Source organism: Occallatibacter savannae, assembly GCF_003131205.1.
GTDB lineage: Bacteria > Acidobacteriota > Terriglobia > Terriglobales > Acidobacteriaceae > Telmatobacter > Telmatobacter savannae.
Map to the genome: position 1 here is coordinate 1,421,047 of NZ_QFFY01000001.1, position 19,568 is coordinate 1,440,614.

The window sequence follows — 19,568 nt, forward strand, 5'->3', positions numbered from 1 at the left end:
TCCGAAGCCTACCGTAACCGAGCCACAACCGACCATTGTTCAGCTTCGCGTTCAGAATCCCGTGAACAAGAGCATCTCGCGAAGAAACGAAATCTCTGCCTTCGACCGTTCATCGGGAAGCCAGAAAACGATGTCCGTATCGAAGACCGCCCGCGTCAATGTGATGTAACCAAGGTTCTGCGCAAATACATTCACCTGATTTGCAGCTTCGCAAAGCGATTCAAACCCGAGAACCAGAGAATAGTATCCTTCGATCCCGCGACAACTATGGAATGTACAGATTCGAACTTCGTTCGGTGAGTGAGGAATTTCACGATTCTGGCTGATTGAATAGTCTACATACTCCATGCCAAGCGTACGGCAAGCCGATATGGCAATCTCTTTCCAATCAGGTCTGTTTTTGGTGAGATCAGAGTTTGAAAATGGTACGAGGATCAAGATGTCGGAAGGAATCCCACTGACGCCCTCCAGCCCTTGACTTGCTTGCTTCAACAGAGAGGCGACGAAAGAAGCGATTCCTCCTGTAGCGCCATCCGGGTATGACTTTGCTACGTTTCTCAACTTGGGGGCTGAACCTTTCCCGCGTGGAAGGTCAAAGTCGAAATGCGACTGTTCTATTGCTTCGGACTCACGGGCACGATGATACTGCTCAAGGAACCGTTCCTTCCACATACGTTCTGCACGATCAGCAAGTGGAAAACATTCCACAAACAATTGGGCGAGTAAGAACGATTCACTGGTAGTTCGGAATACCCGTCGTTTTTCCCTCCTATTCTTGTCTGGAATCCGTGAGGGGAAAGACTGAAGGAAGTGTGACCGGTCCGACCGATAGAGTTGCTGCTTCTTCCCATCAATCACAAACATTGTCGTTTGCGAGCTACATATTCTTTCAATCAAGAGCCATGCGCAGTCTTCGAGGTCCTGTGATTCGTCTACAATCACGTGATTCCATATGGAAGAGAGTCTGGGGTCGGACGCGTCCTTTTCCAAGATTCTCTTTACTCGCCGACCAGCCCAATGAGACATGGTTTCATTAGAGTTTCGAGATTCGAATAGTATCCCAAGCCTTGCTTCGCAAGTGTCGATGAGATCGTACGTGTGGTAAACCTCAATCGGCAATTCACGGTAGACGGGGCTGAAACTGGTCAACCTGCGGATGTCTGTTGCAAGCACCTTGTTGAAGCATGTGAAGAGCGTTGCGCCTTTTTTTCGCAACGCGGACTGAAGAGCAAGCACCGTCTTACCAGTACCTGCATATCCCCAGCAAAGGATGTCCTTCGTGAGATCACATCTGGAGAGGTCCCTTTCTTCCTCCTCCTCAATCAGCGCGAGCCTCTTCTTATCGCTCGGGGTTGGACTCTCCGAAGGTATGGCCTTGAAATTGATGTAGCTTTCAACCGCGCGAACCAGATCAACGCCATAGCGAGAGAGAAGGTCTCGACTTCTGTTTGGCTTTCTCCGGTAGACGGGATTGTGCTTCGAAATCTTTAGCCTGTCCAAGAATGCTCGCCCACTTAGTAGGTCGTCTGCAAAAATTACGCCGTTGGCGATCAACTCCAATGCGCCGGGCGCGGTGCAATGCTGTTTAAACTTCCGCAGGAACGACTCTCGATATATCCGAAACAACGAAGCGACAGAAGAAAACCAAACCCCATTGCAAGCGGGATAGTTAACCATCCTTGCGCTGAATACATCCATCGCATCATAAGCCTGTTGCCAAGGCGGTTTTGTAGTCGACTTCTTGACGTTCTCATCTATTTTGATTACTTCTGCTCCGTGAATCTCGTGTATTGCGCCGAGGCTCCAGTTCTTTAGCTCAATGACGAATAGCCCAATGTTTTTGGCAACCACAACCGCATCAATGTCTGGAGTTCCGAGAATTTGCGTAAACCACGCGTGAATCTCGTTCTCAGGTGGCACGGAGAGTTTTTGGAGCAACTCCGCGAACGGGTACTCCTGAGGTCTCCATGGCAGTCTTCCGTGAATCACGACCTTCGCTTCCGCTTGCCGATTCGGAGGAGGGGGATCATTCCTAAGGAACGGGCGACGAGACTCTTTAGAAGTGGTGAATGCCTCCCTTCTCGCTTCGATCCGGTTTCCAAGGATTGAACGCGCAATCGGACCTTCTGTCTCAGTGTTTGCCGTCTCCCACGCCTCAGCATCTTGTAGCGAAAGGAACGTCGGACGCTTCATGGGGTCTTTTATGCTGATAATGCTCTTCGGCTTATGCTGTTCAGAATCTGGTGAAGCCGTTTCTGTGGGAACGAGTGTTGTCGGCATCTCAGCAGGGGAGGGAATTTGGGAATTTAAACCGCTGCCCAGCTTCCCTCCATCCGCGACGGAAATCTGTGACTCAGCAGTTCCCAGCGAGCTTTTATCAATCCGGGCTATATTGGCATCTGGAGATTTTCGGGAGCACCGGGCATGGTGTGCAGTCTTCGTGTCGAAGAACACATAGCAACAAGGCGCATCGTTGTCTTTTGGTGAACTGGAGTACAGTTCTTTCGCCAAGGTTCGGAGTCGAATCGCTTCATCCTTGGATTCAGGCGAAGGATAACCCGTTCTAACCAGTAGAAGTTCAGTTTCAGTTAATTGAGAATACCAATATGCACGCGCTGCTTTGCCTTTGCCCTTTGACATCCGGACCCTTGTGTGTCGATTCCCCATCAGATTCTAAACCACAATTGCCGATCCGGCGAGCACAAGTGATCATTGACTAATCCCAATTGACCATCTTCGAAGCCCCGATCCAGATAGAAAAAGGCGGCGAAAACTTGAAACGAGGAATGCGGGTTTGTGAACCAGACCGGGGTCTCTTCTTGGGCACCTCTCGTTATCGGTCGTCAACGGTAGAGAGTGCTGTGCATTGAAAGCGGTTGCCCTGCGGGCACAATTCGAGAAGCTGCCACGCTTGCACTGTCGCAGAGTTTTTCTTATCCAATGTAAGGTACGGATGGATAAACGGTACAGAAGAGGTCGGTTGAGTTCCGATTCTCATTCGGTATGTCTCACCAATCTTCAAAAATCGGCCGCAACCCTTCAAGCACAAGATGTCGGCGAATCTATAGTTCTGTCCGTTGAACCACACGCCATCGGAGGTTCTCTTCCCCCTGAGAGACACCGTCAACCGCTGGAACGGTAGGCTGCGAGAAACTGTGTAGCCATTTGGGTCAGTAGTAGTCATGTTTACGAGCTTCGCGCTTAGCACTCGCATTACGATGCAATCGTCAGATGAAACGGCGCACTCTGTATCACTGACATCGTGAGCCTGTTGTCGCATCGGTGTTACACCGGGATTCGTAGTAGCTGTCTTCTGCGCCAGATGAACAGCATCGAGCGTGATGTAGCCGGTTCCATCCGTTCGCTTAGAGATGTCAATCTCAACCGTTTTATCGCTATTCCGCCAAAAATCATATACCCAAGAACCGTCATTGCCATCACGATATGGCCTTGGAGCGCCAAATTGGCGAATTAGATTGTCCCTGATTCCGTCGTATCGAGCGAGACTGAAGTCGTAATCCGCCATGGACAAGTGCCCGTTGATGAATGAGAGAGCCAGCTTCTCACCCTCGCTCCGACTGAAGCACATGGGCGGTGAGATTCCTTGTTTTCGCCAACTGGGACACTCGGCTTCAATAAAGCCATTAGACCGGACGAGTTCCTCTGCAATCGCTTGCTCCTCGCCTCCTGCAAGACCCATAACGGAGAGTTTGGCATTCGGCACACTCTCCGAATCAGACGAAATCGCGCCGAGGAGGATACAGACGGCGATGGTCAGAACAGTCCTTGCTTTCCGCATCTCCGTACCTCGAAGGGATGGTGTACGCTAATCTGCTCGTGGTGTTTTAGCTCGTAACACTCTACAACCCAATGCGTGGCGAATCAAGACCAGTTCTTTCGCGCTTTGGGTACCCGTGCCACTGGCAGCACGTTGAGGCCGGTCGTCGCCCCATCACGGTCACCACACTATTGCGCATCTGCGAGGTATTCGAGGTGCCGATGGCTAAGCTGGTTCAGGACTAGACCGGACTGGCGTCTACGAGAAGGTTGACACGGAAGGAGTACTGCGGCGGAAAAGCGTCCGAACGCGTTAGGTTCCGAATGTCGGTTGAAGCTCGCAGAACTATCACTCTAAGGTCTCCTTACTGAAGTTGATGAAGACCGGGCATCCCTCCCGATTCCGAAAGACGTCAATCGCGAGCGCCTTGCCCTCCTCAGTTGCCCCCCGGAGCAATGGCTGGAGTTCATCCGACTCCGCCAGAGAAACCAAGGCCATGTTGAGCGACTCACTCGGAAGAGCAGGAACTCCCCTGCTCGGGCGGAATCTTACGATTACCTGATCCATCATGCGGCCACCTCCTCTCGAACCTCGTGTTTCGGCTGAATTGGAGTAGGCGAAACACTACTCATCTGCTTAGCCTCGCGTACCCAACGGACAACGCTGGCGCGGCTCACACCATATCGCTTGGCAACGTCGGTCAGGCTCATGCCGGATAAACGGTCAGCTACGAGTGCGCGGTGGTTCACGTCTAGTGGCTGGCGACCTACGTGCAGACCCATCAGACGCCTCCGGGCCATGCCTTGCTTTATCCGGTCTCGAATCAGATCATGCTCCAGTGCCGAAATTGAGCCGATTATTGTGAGGAAGAGCCTCCCCATGGGGCCGGAAGTGTCAATTGCTTCTCGAGCGGAACAGAACTCAACGCCGAAGCTTTCCAGTTCATCCAGAACCTGAAGAAAGTGGCGTACAGAGCGAGCAATTCGATCAAACGCGGCGACGTAGACCACGTCGAACTTCCGTTTCCTTGCGTCACGCATGAGTGCGTCGAGGCCGGGACGCCTAGCTTTTGTTCCTGAGATGCCTTTGTCACTGTATTCCGCAACAATCTCTAGCCCACGCCTTGAACAGATTTCCCGAAGCTGAAACGATTGGTTCTCCAGAAACTGAGTTGGATTACTTACTCGTAGGTAAAGAGCGACACGTTTCATAGCGACAACCTCCCAAATGATCTGATCGGGTGTTGATCTGTTGGTCAGGCGTTCTCCCCGGCTTTTTCGTCCGCCTCATCATCTGCGAAGAAGACCGGAGTCAATCTCCGACTCTCCTGTTTCGCAACGATTACTCTCCCAGAATCCCAATCAACCTCCGCATAGTGGAGAACATGAACGCGAGTTGCTGAAGACAACCTCCGGTACTCCGGAAAGAGACGCCATGCCTCGCTCCGTGCCCTTTCCGCGTCGGGAGCACGCACAATGGCTGTAAAGCCGAGGTCTCCGGGATGGCGAAAGAACTCCGCCGCAAAGATACTCAATAGTTCTGCTTGATCATTGATGTTCTGACCTTTGTGCATTCTGTCCATTGATCATACTATAGATGAAATAGACCCAAAGCTCAAGGGCATAATGACCACAGGGCATTATGTATACTTCAGTCGTGGGCTGGAAATTGCAAAAGGTAGCCGTGTGCGATGTCTGCGGACACGTCTGGATTCCGTCCGTGGGGCATCCCAAGCTGTGCGCTTCCAAAAAATGTCGGAGTACGCTGTGGGATCGAGGCGGGATTGATGGTAGGACGCGAGAGGCGAAAGCTGCTTCTCGGCGGAGTAGGAAGCTCGCTGGTCACCCGAGGCCTTCGTGATGGATTCGAGCCCTTAAGTTTCTGATTGCGATTGAGCATTCAATGCACTCGATGACTCTATTCCATTTCGCTACATGCTTCTTTCGGCGTGCTTCGATTGCCACCTTCTTTTCGCTTGGGATGTCAGTTGGGATGGGTCCGTGACCTGCAAGCACGTTCCAGAGCTTCGCCCTCGCTCTGCTGAGAAGTTCTTTCATTTCTTCCATACCAATTTAAAGCGGGTGAACTCCCTTTTCCCGACAAATATGTGCATGCGGTTCGCGTAGAGCTGTTGACGGATTCGTTCAGAAATGGGGTTAGATTGGCGTGGCATCGATTCCACCACCCATACCAGAGTAGGAATCGAACACGTGCTGGTAGACCACGTTGCATTTGCTCTGGTAAAGCTCCGTCGTGTAGGTGCGCGGCAGTTCATCCAGAACCGTCTCGATGGTGTATCGCACTGCCGCCCGAGTTGCCTGACGCTTTTTCCAATCGAGAACCAGCTTCTCTGCCTTCAACTTCTGGAGAAGTTCCTTAGCGACCTTTTTGACTTCGTGTTCCTCGGCATTCGTCAGAACCGGGTCAGGCTTGGTCAAGAGGTCGAAGATGGTCAATTCTTCCTCGGTTAGCTCCTCAGCGATTGCCCTTTTGTCCTCTTCGGAAAGCTTCTGAGTGAATGCCATCAGCCGAGCAAAGAAGGTCTCGATGTTTGCCGCGCCGGAGTTGTACTCTTCAATCATCCGTTGGAACTCTTCGAGGAAGTTCATCCGCGTCTTGTTCAACTGCACCATCTTGACGACCTTCGTGGTAAGCTGCGCCCTCAGCTTCTGCACTTCAATCGGCTTGCGCCCCGCTTCGAACTGCTGCCTCAACTCCTCGAAATCAATCTGGCTCAGGTCGATATAGTTCGCGTCGGTCGCCGAGGGGCGAATCACATAGCCCTCCGTTGCAATCGAAGCGTCGAGAACATCCTCCACTTGTTCCAGCACACCGGAGATGTCGGCGACCCCAATCTCGCAACGAATCTTCTCCGCTATCACCGCCAGCATCTTACGTATCGGCCCGAATTGATTCGCTGCCGGGTCAGGCAGCAGCGACTTGAAGAGCTTCTCGACACCCCCAACCATGCCGAGGAACTGACGGCGGATGTCGTCCGTCAGAACAAACGCGGCAACCGCGTCGTCCTTTAACTTTTCCCGTTCGAAGCCAGTCGCCTTTAGAATCTTGTCAAGTTCCACACCGTGCTCTTGTGAGAAAACCAAAGCCTTCTGGATTTCGTCATTAAGCAACCGAACAAGCCCTTCCTTGTCCTTAATGGGCATCTCGCCCCCGGCTGCTGTGGTGCCGTAGATGGCGAGAGCCTTCTGGAGGTTGCGAAAGATTCCCACGTAATCCACGATGAGCCCGTTCTGTTTCTCCTGCCACACGCGATTCGCCCGAGCAATGGTCTGCATCAGGGTGTGGTTCTTCATCGGCTTGTCGAGGTAGATTGTCGAGCACGACGGCACATCGAAGCCGGTAATCCACATCGCGCAGACGAAGACGATTCGGAGCGGGTCGTCAGGATTTTTGAACTTGGTCTCCAAATCCTCCTTGACCATCCGCTTGCGATGAGTGGCGATGTCGAGCCCTTTCTTCCGGAACTCCTCAATCTCGTTCTGCGACTGCGACACCACCACTGCCATATCCGTCTTCTCGAAGTAGCTCAAGCGGCTTTCGAGTTCCGGCCTCTCGGAGGGGTCGGCAGCAGCGATGGCCTTCCGCATCTCCGCCAGCTTCGCCTTCCAGTGCTTCTGAACCTTGTCGTACATCTTGACGGCGGTCGCCTTGTCGATGGAGATGACCATCGCCTTCGCCAACACGCCCCGCCCTGAGTAGTGAGCCACAAGGTCGTCGGCAATCTTCTCCAGCCGGTCTTCGCGAGTGATTAGGTGGTACTCCCGAGCGAACTCCCGCTCCAGCTTGGCTTGCTGGTCGTCGCTCAGGTCGGCGGACTCCACAATTTCGGCGATGTCCTCGGCTAAGTTCTCATTTACCAGTTGCAACTCAGGGATACGGTTCTCGTAGTAGAGCGGAACCGTGTTGCCATCATCAATCGACTGCTTGAAGTTGTAGACCGAGATGTAGTCACCGAAGACTTCCTTCGTCCGCTCCTCGCCAGCCATCAGCGGGGTGCCCGTGAAGCCGATGAACGCCGCGTTCGGCAAGGCATTCCGCATATTCAAGGCAAAAGTGTCGTACTGGCTCCGGTGCGCCTCGTCGGTGATGACGATAATGTCGGAGCGGTCAGAGAGCCGGGGGTACGCCTCGCCGGCCTCGGTGCGGAACTTTTGAATGAGGGTGAACAGGTAGCGATGATCTTCCGAGTCGAGCAGCCGCTTCAGGTGCTCGGCACTCTGAGCCCTCACGTGTTCTTCCTTCTCAATCACCGCGCCTGTCGAAGCGAAATTCTTGTAGATTTGGCTGTCGAGGTCTTCGCGGTCGGTGACAATGAGGAACGTCCAGTTGCCGGTCAGCTTCCGCAACACTTTCTGCGAGAAGAAAATCATCGAATAGCTCTTGCCCGAGCCCTGCGTATGCCAGAAGACGCCAATCTTGCCTTGGTTCTGCTTTATCTCCTCAACGGCTTTTAGGGCGCGGTTCACGCCGAGGTACTGGTGGTTTTTGGCGACCAGCTTCGCCGTCTCTCCCTTGGCCTCGCTGAATATGGTGAAGTTCTCCACGAGGTCGAGTAGCCGCGTCTTGTCGCAAACTCCACGGACGATGGTCTCCAAACTGACCACACCCTCTTCGCCCTCATCGTTAATCTTCTTCCACTCGGCGAAGTGCTCCCACCCGGCAGTCATGCTGCCAATTTTGCTCTTTGACCCATTCGAGAGGATGACGACGGCGTTGAACCAAAACAGTTGCGGAACCGTGCTCTTGTAGTCGGAGAGATTGTGCTTGTAGGCGTTCTCCAGAGCCTTGTGCGATGCCTTCAGTTCGATAAATATGAGCGGTATGCCATTCACAAAGCCCAATAGGTCGGCACGTTTCTTGCCGTAGTCGCCGGAAATCCAAAACTGCGAGGCAAGAAAGAAGTCGTTGTTATCCGGCCTTTCCCAGTCGATGATTTTGACGACTTCGACGGACTCTTCATCGTCCGCCGTGCGGAAGGTGACCTTCACGCCGTCCTTGAGGAGTTGATAGACCTCTTGGTTCGCCCGAACGGGACTTAGGACGCTGCGGTCTTTCACAACCTCGGCGATGGCGAGGTCTATGGCGGCGGTGGAAAGACTGGAGTTCAGCTTTGCGATTGCGGCCCGGAGACGGCATTCGAGAACGACTTGTACCGAGGTCTCCCGGCCAAGCGTGCCGTTCTCTCCGAGGGTCTCGTGGTAGCAGTCCGCGACCTCCCAACGCATACGGTCGAACAACTCAATCGTGTTGAGTTCGAGCGTTCCTTCGCCGTCTTGGTCTTTGTACGTCATGCCATCTGCTCGACTGCTTCCTTTCCAAAATGTTCAACACTGAGTTCGCCGGAGACCAGCTTGGGGAGGAGCAGGTCGCGGGTTTTACGCAATACCAGATTCTTGTGAATAAGATTACAGATTGAGAGTTCCTGAGGAGAGACGATTTTCTCGAAGGCAGCACTGATTTCTGCGGAAGGGGCCAGTATCTTCATTTGCTTTAGATGGACGGGACCGAAGTTCATTTGAGCCGCCCCGCTTGCAAAAGAGAGAATCTGATTTTGGAAATAGTCTGACCTCAGGAACCCCTTCAGTTGCCATCTACCGACTTGCGAGGTACGAGGTCTCATCCTGATAACGCTCGTGTTCAGCATTAGAGGGAGATGGTCTTGTCTGACGGTCACAATTCGCCCAAGAGTCCCAGAGCTAGACACAACATGGTCGAACTCAGATAGGAGAAAGTGCTTGTATTTCTTTTCCGCTTCATTAGGGTCAATGAATTGTGTTTTTGTTAGGTCAATGTCTCCGTTTCCTATCGTTCTGATGTTCAGGAATCTGAGACCAGTGTCCCGGTACTGCCAACGCCGCAAGCCCGGTCCTTCGAGGAAATCTACTAGCTTGTGATAGGGTTGGCACCAACCCTCCGGACAGACTCCGATTTCCGACTCGACCATCTTGACCTTCTCACGTCCGGGAAATCGGAAGTTGATGAACCACTCCCGGTAAAGCATCTGAGCCATCTGCTCCAGAATTTTGATTCGCCGGGTGTTGTTCTCAATCAGGTCTTCGTAGGCCGAAATAATTTCGGCAATATGTCGCTGTGTTTGAAGGGGTGGTACCTTAACTGGGAGCAAATGCAATGCGTTTCTGTTTACTCCGGGAACTGCGCCAGCAGCGTTTTGGTGGCCGAGATTAAGAGTTTTCAGTAGGAAGCTAACGAATCGTGGGTTGTTTCCCTTGAAGTCTTTCACCCACAGCGTAGTGTTCAGCGGCCAATAAGCATCGTCAATATAGAAAACCTCCCCAAGAGTGCCATATCGGCCCGTGACGACGCCGGGTGGATTGCATTTTGCGGCAACGTGGTATCCGGTAATCCCTGACGAGGACACTATCGGCACTACGCCCGATTGCCGCTCACGTTCTGGCAAGTCAAATCCTCTCTGGAGTGTGATGACCTCGCCCAGATGTTTCTCAGTCCAGCACGGGGTCATCGAGTGCTCTCCAGAAGAACAGAGATGTTTTCGGCAATCCTCTCTTCCAACTCCCTTGCCTCAACGTTCAGCGTCTCCAATTCTTCGTTCAGTTCCTCCAGCTTCTCAGCGAACTCGAAGTCATCAGCGGTCCGTTCCGCAACCCCAACGTAGCGACCGGAGTTAAGGCTCCACCCCTGCGCTTCGATTTCATCTAGCGTTGCAACCTTGCACAGGCCGAGCACATCAGCGTACTTGCCATTTGGGAAGCTTTTCTTCATTAGCTCACCGCTCTCCGCATCGGTGTCCAGCTTCTCGCCCCGATAGAGGCGGACGATGTTAGAGAGGAACTCAATCTGTTCAGGTGAGAACTCGCGATGCGCTCGGTCAATCTGCGTGAAGATGTGACGGGCGTCGATGAAGAGTACCTTGTCTTTCAGCTTGCCCTTGGCCTTGCCCCGGTCGAGGAACCATAGCGTGCAAGGCAGCGTGACCGTATAGAAGAAGTTGGAGCCCACAGAGACCATCACGTCCACGGCTCCCGACTTCAATAGGTCACGGCGGATGTCCAACTCCGAGCCACGGGCGTCTCCCGCTGAATTTGCCATTACGAACCCGGCGCGTCCGGTCTCGTTCAGCGCCGAATAGAACAACTGAATCCAGAGGTAATTTGCGTTGTCGGCCTTGGGCAGCGAGAACGGGTAGCGTGGGTCGTCCTTGATGCGCTCCTTGTCCACCTTGTCCACATTGAAGGGCGGATTTGCCATCACGAAGTCAAACTTGCCGACGCTCTTGTGTGGGTCTTCGTAGTAGGTGACAGACTGGCGGATGTCGCCGGAGAGCCCGTGCACGGCGAGGTTCATCTTGCAGAGGCGTATGGTCTCGGCGACCTTCTCTTGCCCGTAGACGGAAATCTCGTTGACGCTCTTCTGGTGGTGGTCAACGAACGCAGCCGACTGAACAAACATGCCGCCTGAACCGCACGCCGGGTCGAGGATGCGTCCGTGGTAAGGCTCGATGACTTCTACGATGAGGTTGACGATGCTAAGGGGTGTGAAAAATTCGCCGCCCTTCTGCCCCTCGCTCATAGCGAAGTTCCCGAGAAAATACTCGTAAATCTTGCCGAAGGCATCGCCTTCGATGGTCATGGGGATTGAGGAGAAGTTCTTGAGCAGGGTTACGAGGAGATTCTTTTCAAGGGCGTTGTAGGTCTTGGGCAGAACGTCCTTGAGGTCTTCGTTCTCGGCCTCGATGGCCTTCATAGCGGCATTGATGGCCTTACCGACATCGGCAACCTCGGGGAGGTTGAGCAGGTACGCGAACCGAGCCTCCTCGGGGATGTAGAGCACTCCTTGGGCCTGATAGTCGGTTTTGCCGACCTTACGGCGACCGGAACCCTGCTGAGCTAGCTTCTTCTCGGCCAAGGTGAACTTGTGGTCAGCGTAACGCAGGAAGATGAGTCCCAAAACGGGAACTGAGTATTCCGCCGACTTCAGCTTGGAGTTCGCTCGCAGGTCGTCTGCGGCATCCCACAGACGCTTCTCTAGTTCAGAGTGATTGTTAGCCATGGAGTATGCCTAGGTCAATCATCTTAGCAATTTGCACGTTCGGTGAACCGGAAGCCCTCCGCCGAAGTGCCCGAAGTGTCAATTGAGATGAATTGCGGAGTTTGGCGCGTATGCAATTACACCTTAGTGTTATGACACAGCAAATCTTGGAGTACGCAGCTACGTAAATGCGAACTATACTCGGTGCACGCAAGAAATTCACAAAAATGGAACGTACAGGCAAGAACCGTCGTCCTGTCCCGAGGAAGACACCTGCTCGAAATGGAGCTTCAGCGGAGGCGAGACCCGTCGCGTTGACTGTGAAGGTCGACGATGACACGTATGTCCGTCTCTGCGTGCTTAGGGCGACTCAGCGTCGGACGAGTCAGGACATCCTTCATGATGCATTGCATGAGTATCTTCATCGAGCTGAGACAGAAGGGCAGCAGATTAAGTGAACTATCTAATTGAGACCCGGCAGTTCATTGGCGTTACCGCTCCCGTTTTTGCATGGGTGGCCGCAGGGCTGCTGCTGCTAATCGCGTTCGTTGCAGCTATCTACTTGAGCATCAGAGTGCGACTTCTGAGTGCTTCGTGCGAACGAGCTGCGCGGTCCCTAGGCGAATATCGAGCGCCCTCTCCGGGAGCCGGCCTTCGTCTGAGCGAGATAGAAGCCATTCGAGAACTTTTTGATGGCCGCTCCCTGCCGTCCGGCATTTGGACTCGAATCGAAAGGAACCTGATTCGCCGTAAAGGAAGTTCTGGAGACGAATACTGGCTATCCCGCTCCGCCTCAGAATTCTTGAAACCTGACGAGATTACCGCATCTCAATTGAATCGCGAGTGGTATGAGGCGATTCCGGGACTCTTGACTGGAACTGGACTACTTGTCACCTTCATCGCAATCTTGGTGGCGCTTCTACATGTGAGAATTAATGGCAATCGAGTGGAGGGGATGCCCCTGCTCATCGATGGATTATCCGGCAAGTTTGTTTCATCGATAGCAGCACTATTCGCAGCGACTGTCTTCGTGGTGATTGAGAAGCAACAGTTTCATGCTCTCGACAGGTCGATTTCACGACTTACCGAATCTATTGCAAGCATCATACCGGTCCTTACATCGACGCATTTGCTAGTGGAGCTTCAGAAGGACATGGAGGAGCAGTCGATAGCCTTCCGAGCCTTCAATGCGGATTTGTCCGGCAGGCTCAAACAATCTTTCAGCGAGAGCATGGGACCTACTCTTGAACGAATGATTTCCGCTATTGAGAGCCTCAATCAGGTCCTTAAGGTGACGGAGGAAAGTAAGAGCAACACAATCACTGACAGTTTGGCCGGGATGATGAGTCGACTCGAACAATCGCTCACTCATTCTCTCACCACGATGGGAGAGCAGTTCTCAGCCTCATTATCAGGGAACACGATGGCGCAGTTCTCACGATTGTCCGAATCACTTGCTGGCGCTGCCTCGGTGCTTGAGCAAATGAACACGCAGAATCAGACCACGCAAGCGGCTCTCACTGAGCTGGTTAGTTTTGCTAAGAATTCAGCCGCTGAGCAAATGGCGTTGGGACGAACGCAGGTCGAAGACCTCACAAATGTCCTCCGTTCAATGCTGGTGGAGATTGAACGGGCCACGGGGTCGTCTATGAACAACATGGGGGCGGCGATGACCGCGCTCATGAGTGACTTGTCCTCGAAGGTCACAGAACTAACTGAACAGACTCGTGCTTCAATGGTACAAGCATCGCAAGCGAGTACAGAAGCGGCAAGGACCATCTTGAAAGATGCAGGCGATTGGTCGGCGACTAGCCAAGAACAACTTGCCTCCTTGATTCAAAAACATACGAGTCAATTGGAGACGGCTGACCGGCTCAGAGCATCACTGGACGAATCTGCTTCTCAGTTTGTTACCGCCTCGGCTCATTTCAGTTCCGTCCTCACCAAGCTTCAACAGGTCTCTTCAGATGCGGGAGCTTGCACCACTGCGATGAGTGGTGCCGCTAAAGCGGTGCGGGACTCCCAAGAAGGTCTTCAGCGAGTTGCTGGGCTCTCCTCTTCGCAGGTTGAGAACCTTGCATTGGCCGGAAGGGAACAGCAGGATTTATTGGAGCGGATATCGCAAGCAATGACCCAATATCAGCAGACGTTCACGAAAGTTGAGACGTCTGCGTCTGCACTACTACAGACTTTGGAACGAAACCTCGCGCAACATCTGGAACTTTGCAAGAGAGGCTATGAATCACTCGCCAAAGTTTCGGATGAACACTTCGCATCTGCCACCCAGCGATTGGGCGCTTCTGTGGATGAACTTTCAGAATATTTGCAGGACTTGAGCGAAGTGATGGCCGCAAGGTCGACCGGAAGGGTTGGACATGGCTGATAAGAGCAGCAGCGGCAATCTAGCAAGTTCTCTGACCGACTTGATGACTTCGCTCATGGTCATTTTTGTGCTGCTGCTTGTCGCAACGCTAAACAATGCGTCGGCAGAAGGTGAAAATACACGGAACAGGATTCTGGAAGACCTAAAGAACGACCTCAAAATCTTCTCTAGCCAAGGAGTACAAGTTCAACAAGACCCAGCGGACCCTCTTGCGCTGATTGTGCTGGTGCCATCGGGCTTGTTGGATTTCACTGTGAATGGGACGGCAGTGCCCCAAAAGGGAATTGCATTCCTCAACCGGTTCTCGCCTCTACTGGCGGGAGTCGCATGTGGCAAGTATCGCAAAGAAATCGCCTCAATTGTCGTCGAAGGCCACACTGACTCGACAGGCACCGACGAACATAACCTTCCTCTCAGCCAGCAGCGTTCGTTGGCGGTTGTTCAGCAAACCCTTGGAGCCTTAGGTACGGAAGATAAAGCTTGCTTTCTGGATTTCCTTTCCGCTACTGGCCGAGGAAGCAGGGAGCCTATTCTCGATGCGAACACAGGGAGTGAAGATAAAGACCGGAGCCGCCGTGTCATTTTCAAAATTCGGGTTCGCTCGTTTGAGCAGCGCGAATTCCACAGTCTCTTCGGAATGTGATTAGGAATGCCTGATACCCGCTCGTGCTTTGAGATTCTCGGCGACATAGAGAGACTTTCCGGAGTCTTGCATCAGGGTGCCCCGCCGCCACTACCGCCGGACCGCTTGATCGGCAAATTGCGGGCGACGGTGATTCAGCTCTCCCAACCAAAAAAAGCACGACCGGTGAAATGCCCAGCTAACTATGTGGCATTGTGGAGAGAAATTGAAAACTCTCGACCAATCGAGCTCCCTGCTAGGGCAATCCGATATTTGAGTTGGGAAACCGAAATCGCGATTCAGCCGAACTTTCAGAGTCTTGCGTTGACGCCAGAAAGGGTGAACGCTCGGTCCTTGCAAGGGTTAGTCCGAAGCGTGCATCGCCGTTGGGAAAGCATGGCCAACACACCGTCTGTTGGGATTCTTCGGACTGCCCTTTTGAATTATTCAAAGAAGAACGCTCTGATAGAGAAATGGAAGCAGAATTTTGGTTACGTATTGAACAGTGATGGACCAACCAGATTTGCTAAAGACATCCTCAACACTGGAAGGAGTTGGGATACTCTTTGCGATGAGTGGGGAGTAGAGGCTGATTCAGAGTTCGGGAATCAGGTCCTCTTACAGTGCATTTCGCATGCGGTCGGCGCGATGCAAAATGCCCAATACCAGAAAGCTACAGTTGAACTTGTATTGCCGAGCAAACATTGGCACCCTAGTTCATTCAAGCAAGCTGTCCAGCAGATGATATTCGCCTCAAAGTCATCGCTCCAACACGCCGAACCATTGAAGAATTTCATCCTGAGCGATTCGCGACTCCTTGACCCGAGATTGCCATCCAACACCCCTAATTGGCTGGGCTTAAACGAATCAGCGAGGGACTTGGTGATTCAATGGCTTTCTGCCGAAGACATCAGACTCTTTTTTGACCACGTCCTCACGACCCGCAATGACCCGCATGGAAGAAAGCCCTTTTGGCTTAAATACATCGGACGGGTCAAGAGGTCGAGGCCACTCCTTGCGTCATTCGACGAGAGCCGATGGTTGGCAAATGTCGAGACAAGAGATAAGAGGAATTTTGGCAGGATGGATTATCACAGCGATACTAGTGCATTTCTTCTCGATTTTGGCCCAGTGGTAGTTGTCGAGTTCAGCAAAGTTGGAAATGCTGTCTATGTCCATGACCGACGAAAGGTTGCGCACTTGAACGATTCATTTTGGTCAGAGGGTCGATTTTACCTAAGCACATTAAAACAGAAGAGCCGTATTGAGGCGATTTCGCACTTGCCACATTGGGAACGCAAGATGAGGACCTTGTTAGCTCAATACGGTATTCTCCCGGAAGCTAAATGAATTGGACTCTTTTTGAAGGCTCGAACATTACTGTCACTGCCGAGGAGCGCGGAGTCCTAATCACGCGCCATGAAGCCCCTCAATCTTCCATCTCTAGGTTCGAGCGAATTCTACCTACAGTCCTTCTGCAATTGGAAGACATGGAATTAACGGTTGCACAATCGGAGTCCTCATGGCTTGTTGCTTATCCTGAATTTGCGCGACTCGAAGAAAACGGAATCAATGCTTTCGAGAATTTGTGCAGGTGGTCTCCTTTAAGCTTGGAACTAGAGTCTAGCCGCTGGCTTGGAGCTACCGATTTCCGATATGCATATCGGTTTTACTGGGGCTCAAAACTGGTGTCATCGCAGAGGCTAGGCTGCTTCTTAAAAGCGGGCAATGAGACGTTTCGACTGGATTCGGATACCTTCAACCTACTAGAGGCGATTGATACCTTCAATGGTTCTTCAGTCAAAGAAAAGACCGTAGGTGCACTTCTACGCTTCCACGAGATAAAGGGGCTTGCCGGTTCGATTGGAGCAAAATTAGACAAATATCTTGCCGCAGAACGTGTCCTTCTCCCTTCGAAGTTGGGAGTTGACATAATCGCTGAGGGCGGAGGTCGGATTTCATTCGTCCCCAAAGTTGAAGGTGTCCCGCAAGATGCATTGACTCGAGCTTTCTTTGCAGAAGATGACATCGAGAGTGTTTACGCTGTCGATGACGCAGCTGGCGGCCGTGTGCGGGTGATTTTTGACGAAGAGCAGCAGGAAGTCCTTCGTCGTATACAGCGAGTTCGACACCTTGGAGGACAAGCAAAGGCCGAGATTATGCGGGACCCGTCCTCTGTTTTTGACGGGGTCTCTGGCTCAGTCGAATTCGCGTTCGGACCGCGAGTCATTGGTATTGGAGATTTCCCGTTTACGGTTCGCCCTTACCTTGATTCCCGGACGGGTATCCTCGATGAGCAACTGGTGGAGCCGGAACCAGAATTGGGCTTGGAATGCACTTACGCGGATGGCAGTTCAGAACGCATTCGATTCACGTCGCGCCAAGAACTGCTTCAGCTTAAAAATGATGTGTCCGACGCAATCGGCAGAGGTGCCGGAACCGTAGAGTTCAATGGCAAGACAATCTCAATAACGGCTGACTTTGAGAAGTCATTGGCAGAACTTCTGAAACCGAGGGGGAAAAAAGTTCCTCCCACAGAGGAACCTCAACGCCCCGGAAAGTATGTCCTCATATACACGAATGAGAACAGTCTTGAGTATCAAGGTGAAAGTCCACGGGTTGACCCACGCTTTAGGCCAGAGCTTCCACTGTCGTTCAGTGCAGTCCCAAAGGCGCACCAGTTTTTGGGCTATCAGTGGTTAAGGGCGAATTACGAGTCCAGCCGAGGCGGCTGCCTCTTGGCGGACGATATGGGGCTCGGGAAGACTTTGCAAGTACTCTTGTTTCTTGCTGCCTTAATCGAGACAGGTGATTTGTCTGATGTCCGGAATGAAACGAATTTACCCCCTTGGAACCCCATTCTTATCATCGCGCCCGTCATTTTGGTTGAGAATGCCACTTGGCAGACGGACATGCGAACGTTCTTCAAGGATGAGGGTTCTATCTTTGAACCGCTTCTCGTGCTTCATGGAGACACTATTAAGAGCTATAGGAATCCTGAGATGCGAGGTAGGGAAATCGCCATTGGGCAACCTGCGCTTCGGCTCGAAGAACTTAGAAGATTCAAAGTCATTTTGACCAACTACGAGACCGTGGTCAATTATCAGCACTCGTTTGCAAAAGTGCGCTGGTCAGCTGTAGTAACGGACGAAGCGCAAGAGTTCAAGACTCCAAGTACAAAGGTTTCACACGCACTGAAGGCTTTGAATTCTCGATTTCGCATCGCCTCGACGGGAACTCCAGTCGAAACTAGGCTATTTGACGTTTGGAATCTGTTCGATTATCTTCAGCCCGGTCCATTGCTGGGTAGTGCGACTGAATTTCGGAAAGATTATGAGTCCGCGTCCGAAAATGCCGAAGGGTTACCGAAGCTCAAAGAGAGACTCAGGCTTGGCCACCCTGATGCCTTTTTGCTGAGACGCAATAAGGCAGATGTGCTAGACCTGCCGCCGAAAATTGAGCATTACATAAAGAGCGTACTATCGAAACGGCAAGTTGACTGGCACACAGACTTACTCAATCGAAAGTCCGAGAACAGCTCTGAGAGCCACCCCTTCTCTATTCTGCATCATTTGATGCGTCTCTATCAGCACCCCTCCCTTGTCCCGAAATTCGAGCCGCCGACCGCCGAGGAAGCAATGCACTCCTGTCCGAAGCTGCAAAGCGTAGTTGATTGTTTGCGCGGCATCCGGTCGCAGTCGGAAAAAGCTCTCATCTTCACCCGGAGCATTGACATGCAACAGCTCCTTGCTGTTGTGCTGGAACACGTCTTCGGCTTTCAGGTTCACATCGTAAACGGGGCAACTGGGAAGGATGGCAGAAAAGGGATTGGAAAATCCCGACGTGGAATTGTGGATGCTTTTCGCAATTCATCCGGTTTCAATGTTTTGATTTTGTCGCCAGATGTGGCAGGTATCGGGCTGACGATTGTCGAGGCCAATCACGTGATTCACTACGGTCGTTGGTGGAACCCAGCCAAAGAATCTCAGGCCACTGACCGCGCCTATAGGATTGGGCAGACCAAGCCAGTTCACGTCTATTACCCTATATCAACACATCCAGAAAACAGCTTCCCTACTTTTGACGAAAAGCTGGATGAACTTCTAAGACTTCGCAAACAATTAGCCGCCGATTTTCTTTCCCCCATCCCAAGCGAGAATGACCTACAGCGGGAGCTTCTCGATTCCCTCGGAGTGACAGATGCGGCAGTTCCGCCGCAACAAGTAGTCACCGTTGATGACATTACTGGACTTACGTGGGATAGGTTTGAGGCACTTGTCGCTTTGATTGAGAACAAAAGCGGAAGGAAGGCGTGGCTCTCACCGCGATGCGGAGATGGAGGTGTGGATGTGATTTCCCAATTAGGCTCAGAAGTCCGGCTCATACAATGCAAGCACACACAGTGGACAGATGTCATTGACAGAGACGTGCTTTATGAATTGATGGCCTCCTGTGACAATTTTCGGGCGAACCTTCGAGTGGCTGGCTTCACTTTCAAGCCAATGCTGGTCACAAACGCCAGCGTATCTCGGCAGACTAAGGAGTTTGGAATCAGCAGAGATATTGAGATTGTCGCGGCGGATTCATTCAGCAAATTCATGGGGAATTCCAATTACACGAGAGCGGAAATTGAGAGCGTCGAATTCAACCGCTACTCTTCACTACCCCGACTGAAAGCAGACCTGATTGGGCAGTTGAGTCAGATGTCTTCGCAAAGGTAGTCCGGATGAGAAAAGATGAGGCGACTAGCTGGTTAC

10 protein-coding genes are annotated in these 19,568 nt (G+C 52.3%); 4 read left to right on the plus strand and 6 right to left on the minus strand.

From position 1 onward, the window contains the following. Nucleotides 1–51: 51 nt before the first annotated feature. The 6 genes from DHV10_RS06265 to DHV10_RS06305 form a co-directional block, all read right to left on the minus strand. Nucleotides 52–2,640: a nuclease-related domain-containing DEAD/DEAH box helicase gene (locus DHV10_RS06265; protein ID WP_162601245.1), complete on the minus strand. Its 2,589-nt coding sequence runs from the start codon at nucleotides 2,638–2,640 to the stop codon at nucleotides 52–54. Between the two features lie 193 nt (nucleotides 2,641–2,833). Next, nucleotides 2,834–3,799: a hypothetical protein gene (locus tag DHV10_RS27505; protein ID WP_109485390.1), complete on the minus strand. Its 966-nt coding sequence runs from the start codon at nucleotides 3,797–3,799 to the stop codon at nucleotides 2,834–2,836. Between the two features lie 545 nt (nucleotides 3,800–4,344). Continuing rightward, entirely contained in the window at nucleotides 4,345–4,989 is a 645-nt protein-coding gene (locus DHV10_RS06280) for a recombinase family protein (RefSeq protein WP_109485392.1), read from the minus strand. A 945-nt stretch (nucleotides 4,990–5,934) separates the two neighbouring features. Continuing rightward, nucleotides 5,935–9,090, minus strand: coding sequence for a type I restriction endonuclease subunit R (locus DHV10_RS06295; RefSeq protein ID WP_109485395.1), 3,156 nt, complete (start codon nucleotides 9,088–9,090; stop codon nucleotides 5,935–5,937). Further along, complete coding sequence (locus tag DHV10_RS06300) at nucleotides 9,087–10,280, minus strand: restriction endonuclease subunit S (protein WP_109485396.1); 1,194 nt, start codon at nucleotides 10,278–10,280, stop codon at nucleotides 9,087–9,089. The genes DHV10_RS06295 and DHV10_RS06300 overlap by 4 nt, the downstream gene beginning before the upstream one ends. After that, the gene (locus DHV10_RS06305; RefSeq protein ID WP_109485397.1) at nucleotides 10,277–11,827 is read right to left on the minus strand and encodes a type I restriction-modification system subunit M; all 1,551 of its coding nucleotides are present in this window, start codon (nucleotides 11,825–11,827) and stop codon (nucleotides 10,277–10,279) included. Before DHV10_RS06305 ends, DHV10_RS06300 begins: the two co-directional genes overlap by 4 nt. A 433-nt stretch (nucleotides 11,828–12,260) precedes the next feature. Here DHV10_RS06305 and DHV10_RS06310 point away from each other — a divergent pair, with 433 nt between their 5' ends. The 4 genes from DHV10_RS06310 to DHV10_RS06330 are packed head-to-tail and all read left to right on the plus strand — an operon-like array spanning nucleotide 12,261 to nucleotide 19,532. Then, nucleotides 12,261–14,189: a hypothetical protein gene (locus DHV10_RS06310; RefSeq protein ID WP_109485398.1), complete on the plus strand. Its 1,929-nt coding sequence runs from the start codon at nucleotides 12,261–12,263 to the stop codon at nucleotides 14,187–14,189. Beyond that, on the plus strand, nucleotides 14,182–14,832 hold the full coding sequence (locus DHV10_RS06320; RefSeq protein WP_162601246.1) for an OmpA family protein: 651 nt from the start codon (nucleotides 14,182–14,184) through the stop codon (nucleotides 14,830–14,832). Before DHV10_RS06310 ends, DHV10_RS06320 begins: the two co-directional genes overlap by 8 nt. Before the next feature lie 6 nt (nucleotides 14,833–14,838). Continuing rightward, nucleotides 14,839–16,161, plus strand: coding sequence for an EH signature domain-containing protein (locus DHV10_RS06325; RefSeq protein WP_109485401.1), 1,323 nt, complete (start codon nucleotides 14,839–14,841; stop codon nucleotides 16,159–16,161). Further along, nucleotides 16,158–19,532 carry an SNF2-related protein gene (locus tag DHV10_RS06330; RefSeq protein ID WP_109485402.1) on the plus strand — a complete coding sequence of 1,125 codons (3,375 nt, stop codon included), beginning with the start codon at nucleotides 16,158–16,160 and terminating at the stop codon, nucleotides 19,530–19,532. Before DHV10_RS06325 ends, DHV10_RS06330 begins: the two co-directional genes overlap by 4 nt. Nucleotides 19,533–19,568: the final 36 nt, after the last annotated feature.

Bases quoted from the DNA above. Each gene is read 5' to 3' on its own strand.
- DHV10_RS06300 (WP_109485396.1), bottom strand. From the start codon at position 10,280: ATGACCCCGTGCTGGACTGAGAAACATCTGGGCGAGGTCATCACACTC.
- DHV10_RS06280 (WP_109485392.1), bottom strand. From the start codon at position 4,989: ATGAAACGTGTCGCTCTTTACCTACGAGTAAGTAATCCAACTCAGTTT.
- DHV10_RS06305 (WP_109485397.1), bottom strand. From the start codon at position 11,827: ATGGCTAACAATCACTCTGAACTAGAGAAGCGTCTGTGGGATGCCGCA.
- DHV10_RS06320 (WP_162601246.1), top strand. From the start codon at position 14,182: ATGGCTGATAAGAGCAGCAGCGGCAATCTAGCAAGTTCTCTGACCGAC.
- DHV10_RS06295 (WP_109485395.1), bottom strand. From the start codon at position 9,090: ATGACGTACAAAGACCAAGACGGCGAAGGAACGCTCGAACTCAACACG.
- DHV10_RS06330 (WP_109485402.1), top strand. From the start codon at position 16,158: ATGAATTGGACTCTTTTTGAAGGCTCGAACATTACTGTCACTGCCGAG.
- DHV10_RS06265 (WP_162601245.1), bottom strand. From the start codon at position 2,640: ATGTCAAAGGGCAAAGGCAAAGCAGCGCGTGCATATTGGTATTCTCAA.
- DHV10_RS27505 (WP_109485390.1), bottom strand. From the start codon at position 3,799: ATGCGGAAAGCAAGGACTGTTCTGACCATCGCCGTCTGTATCCTCCTC.
- DHV10_RS06325 (WP_109485401.1), top strand. From the start codon at position 14,839: ATGCCTGATACCCGCTCGTGCTTTGAGATTCTCGGCGACATAGAGAGA.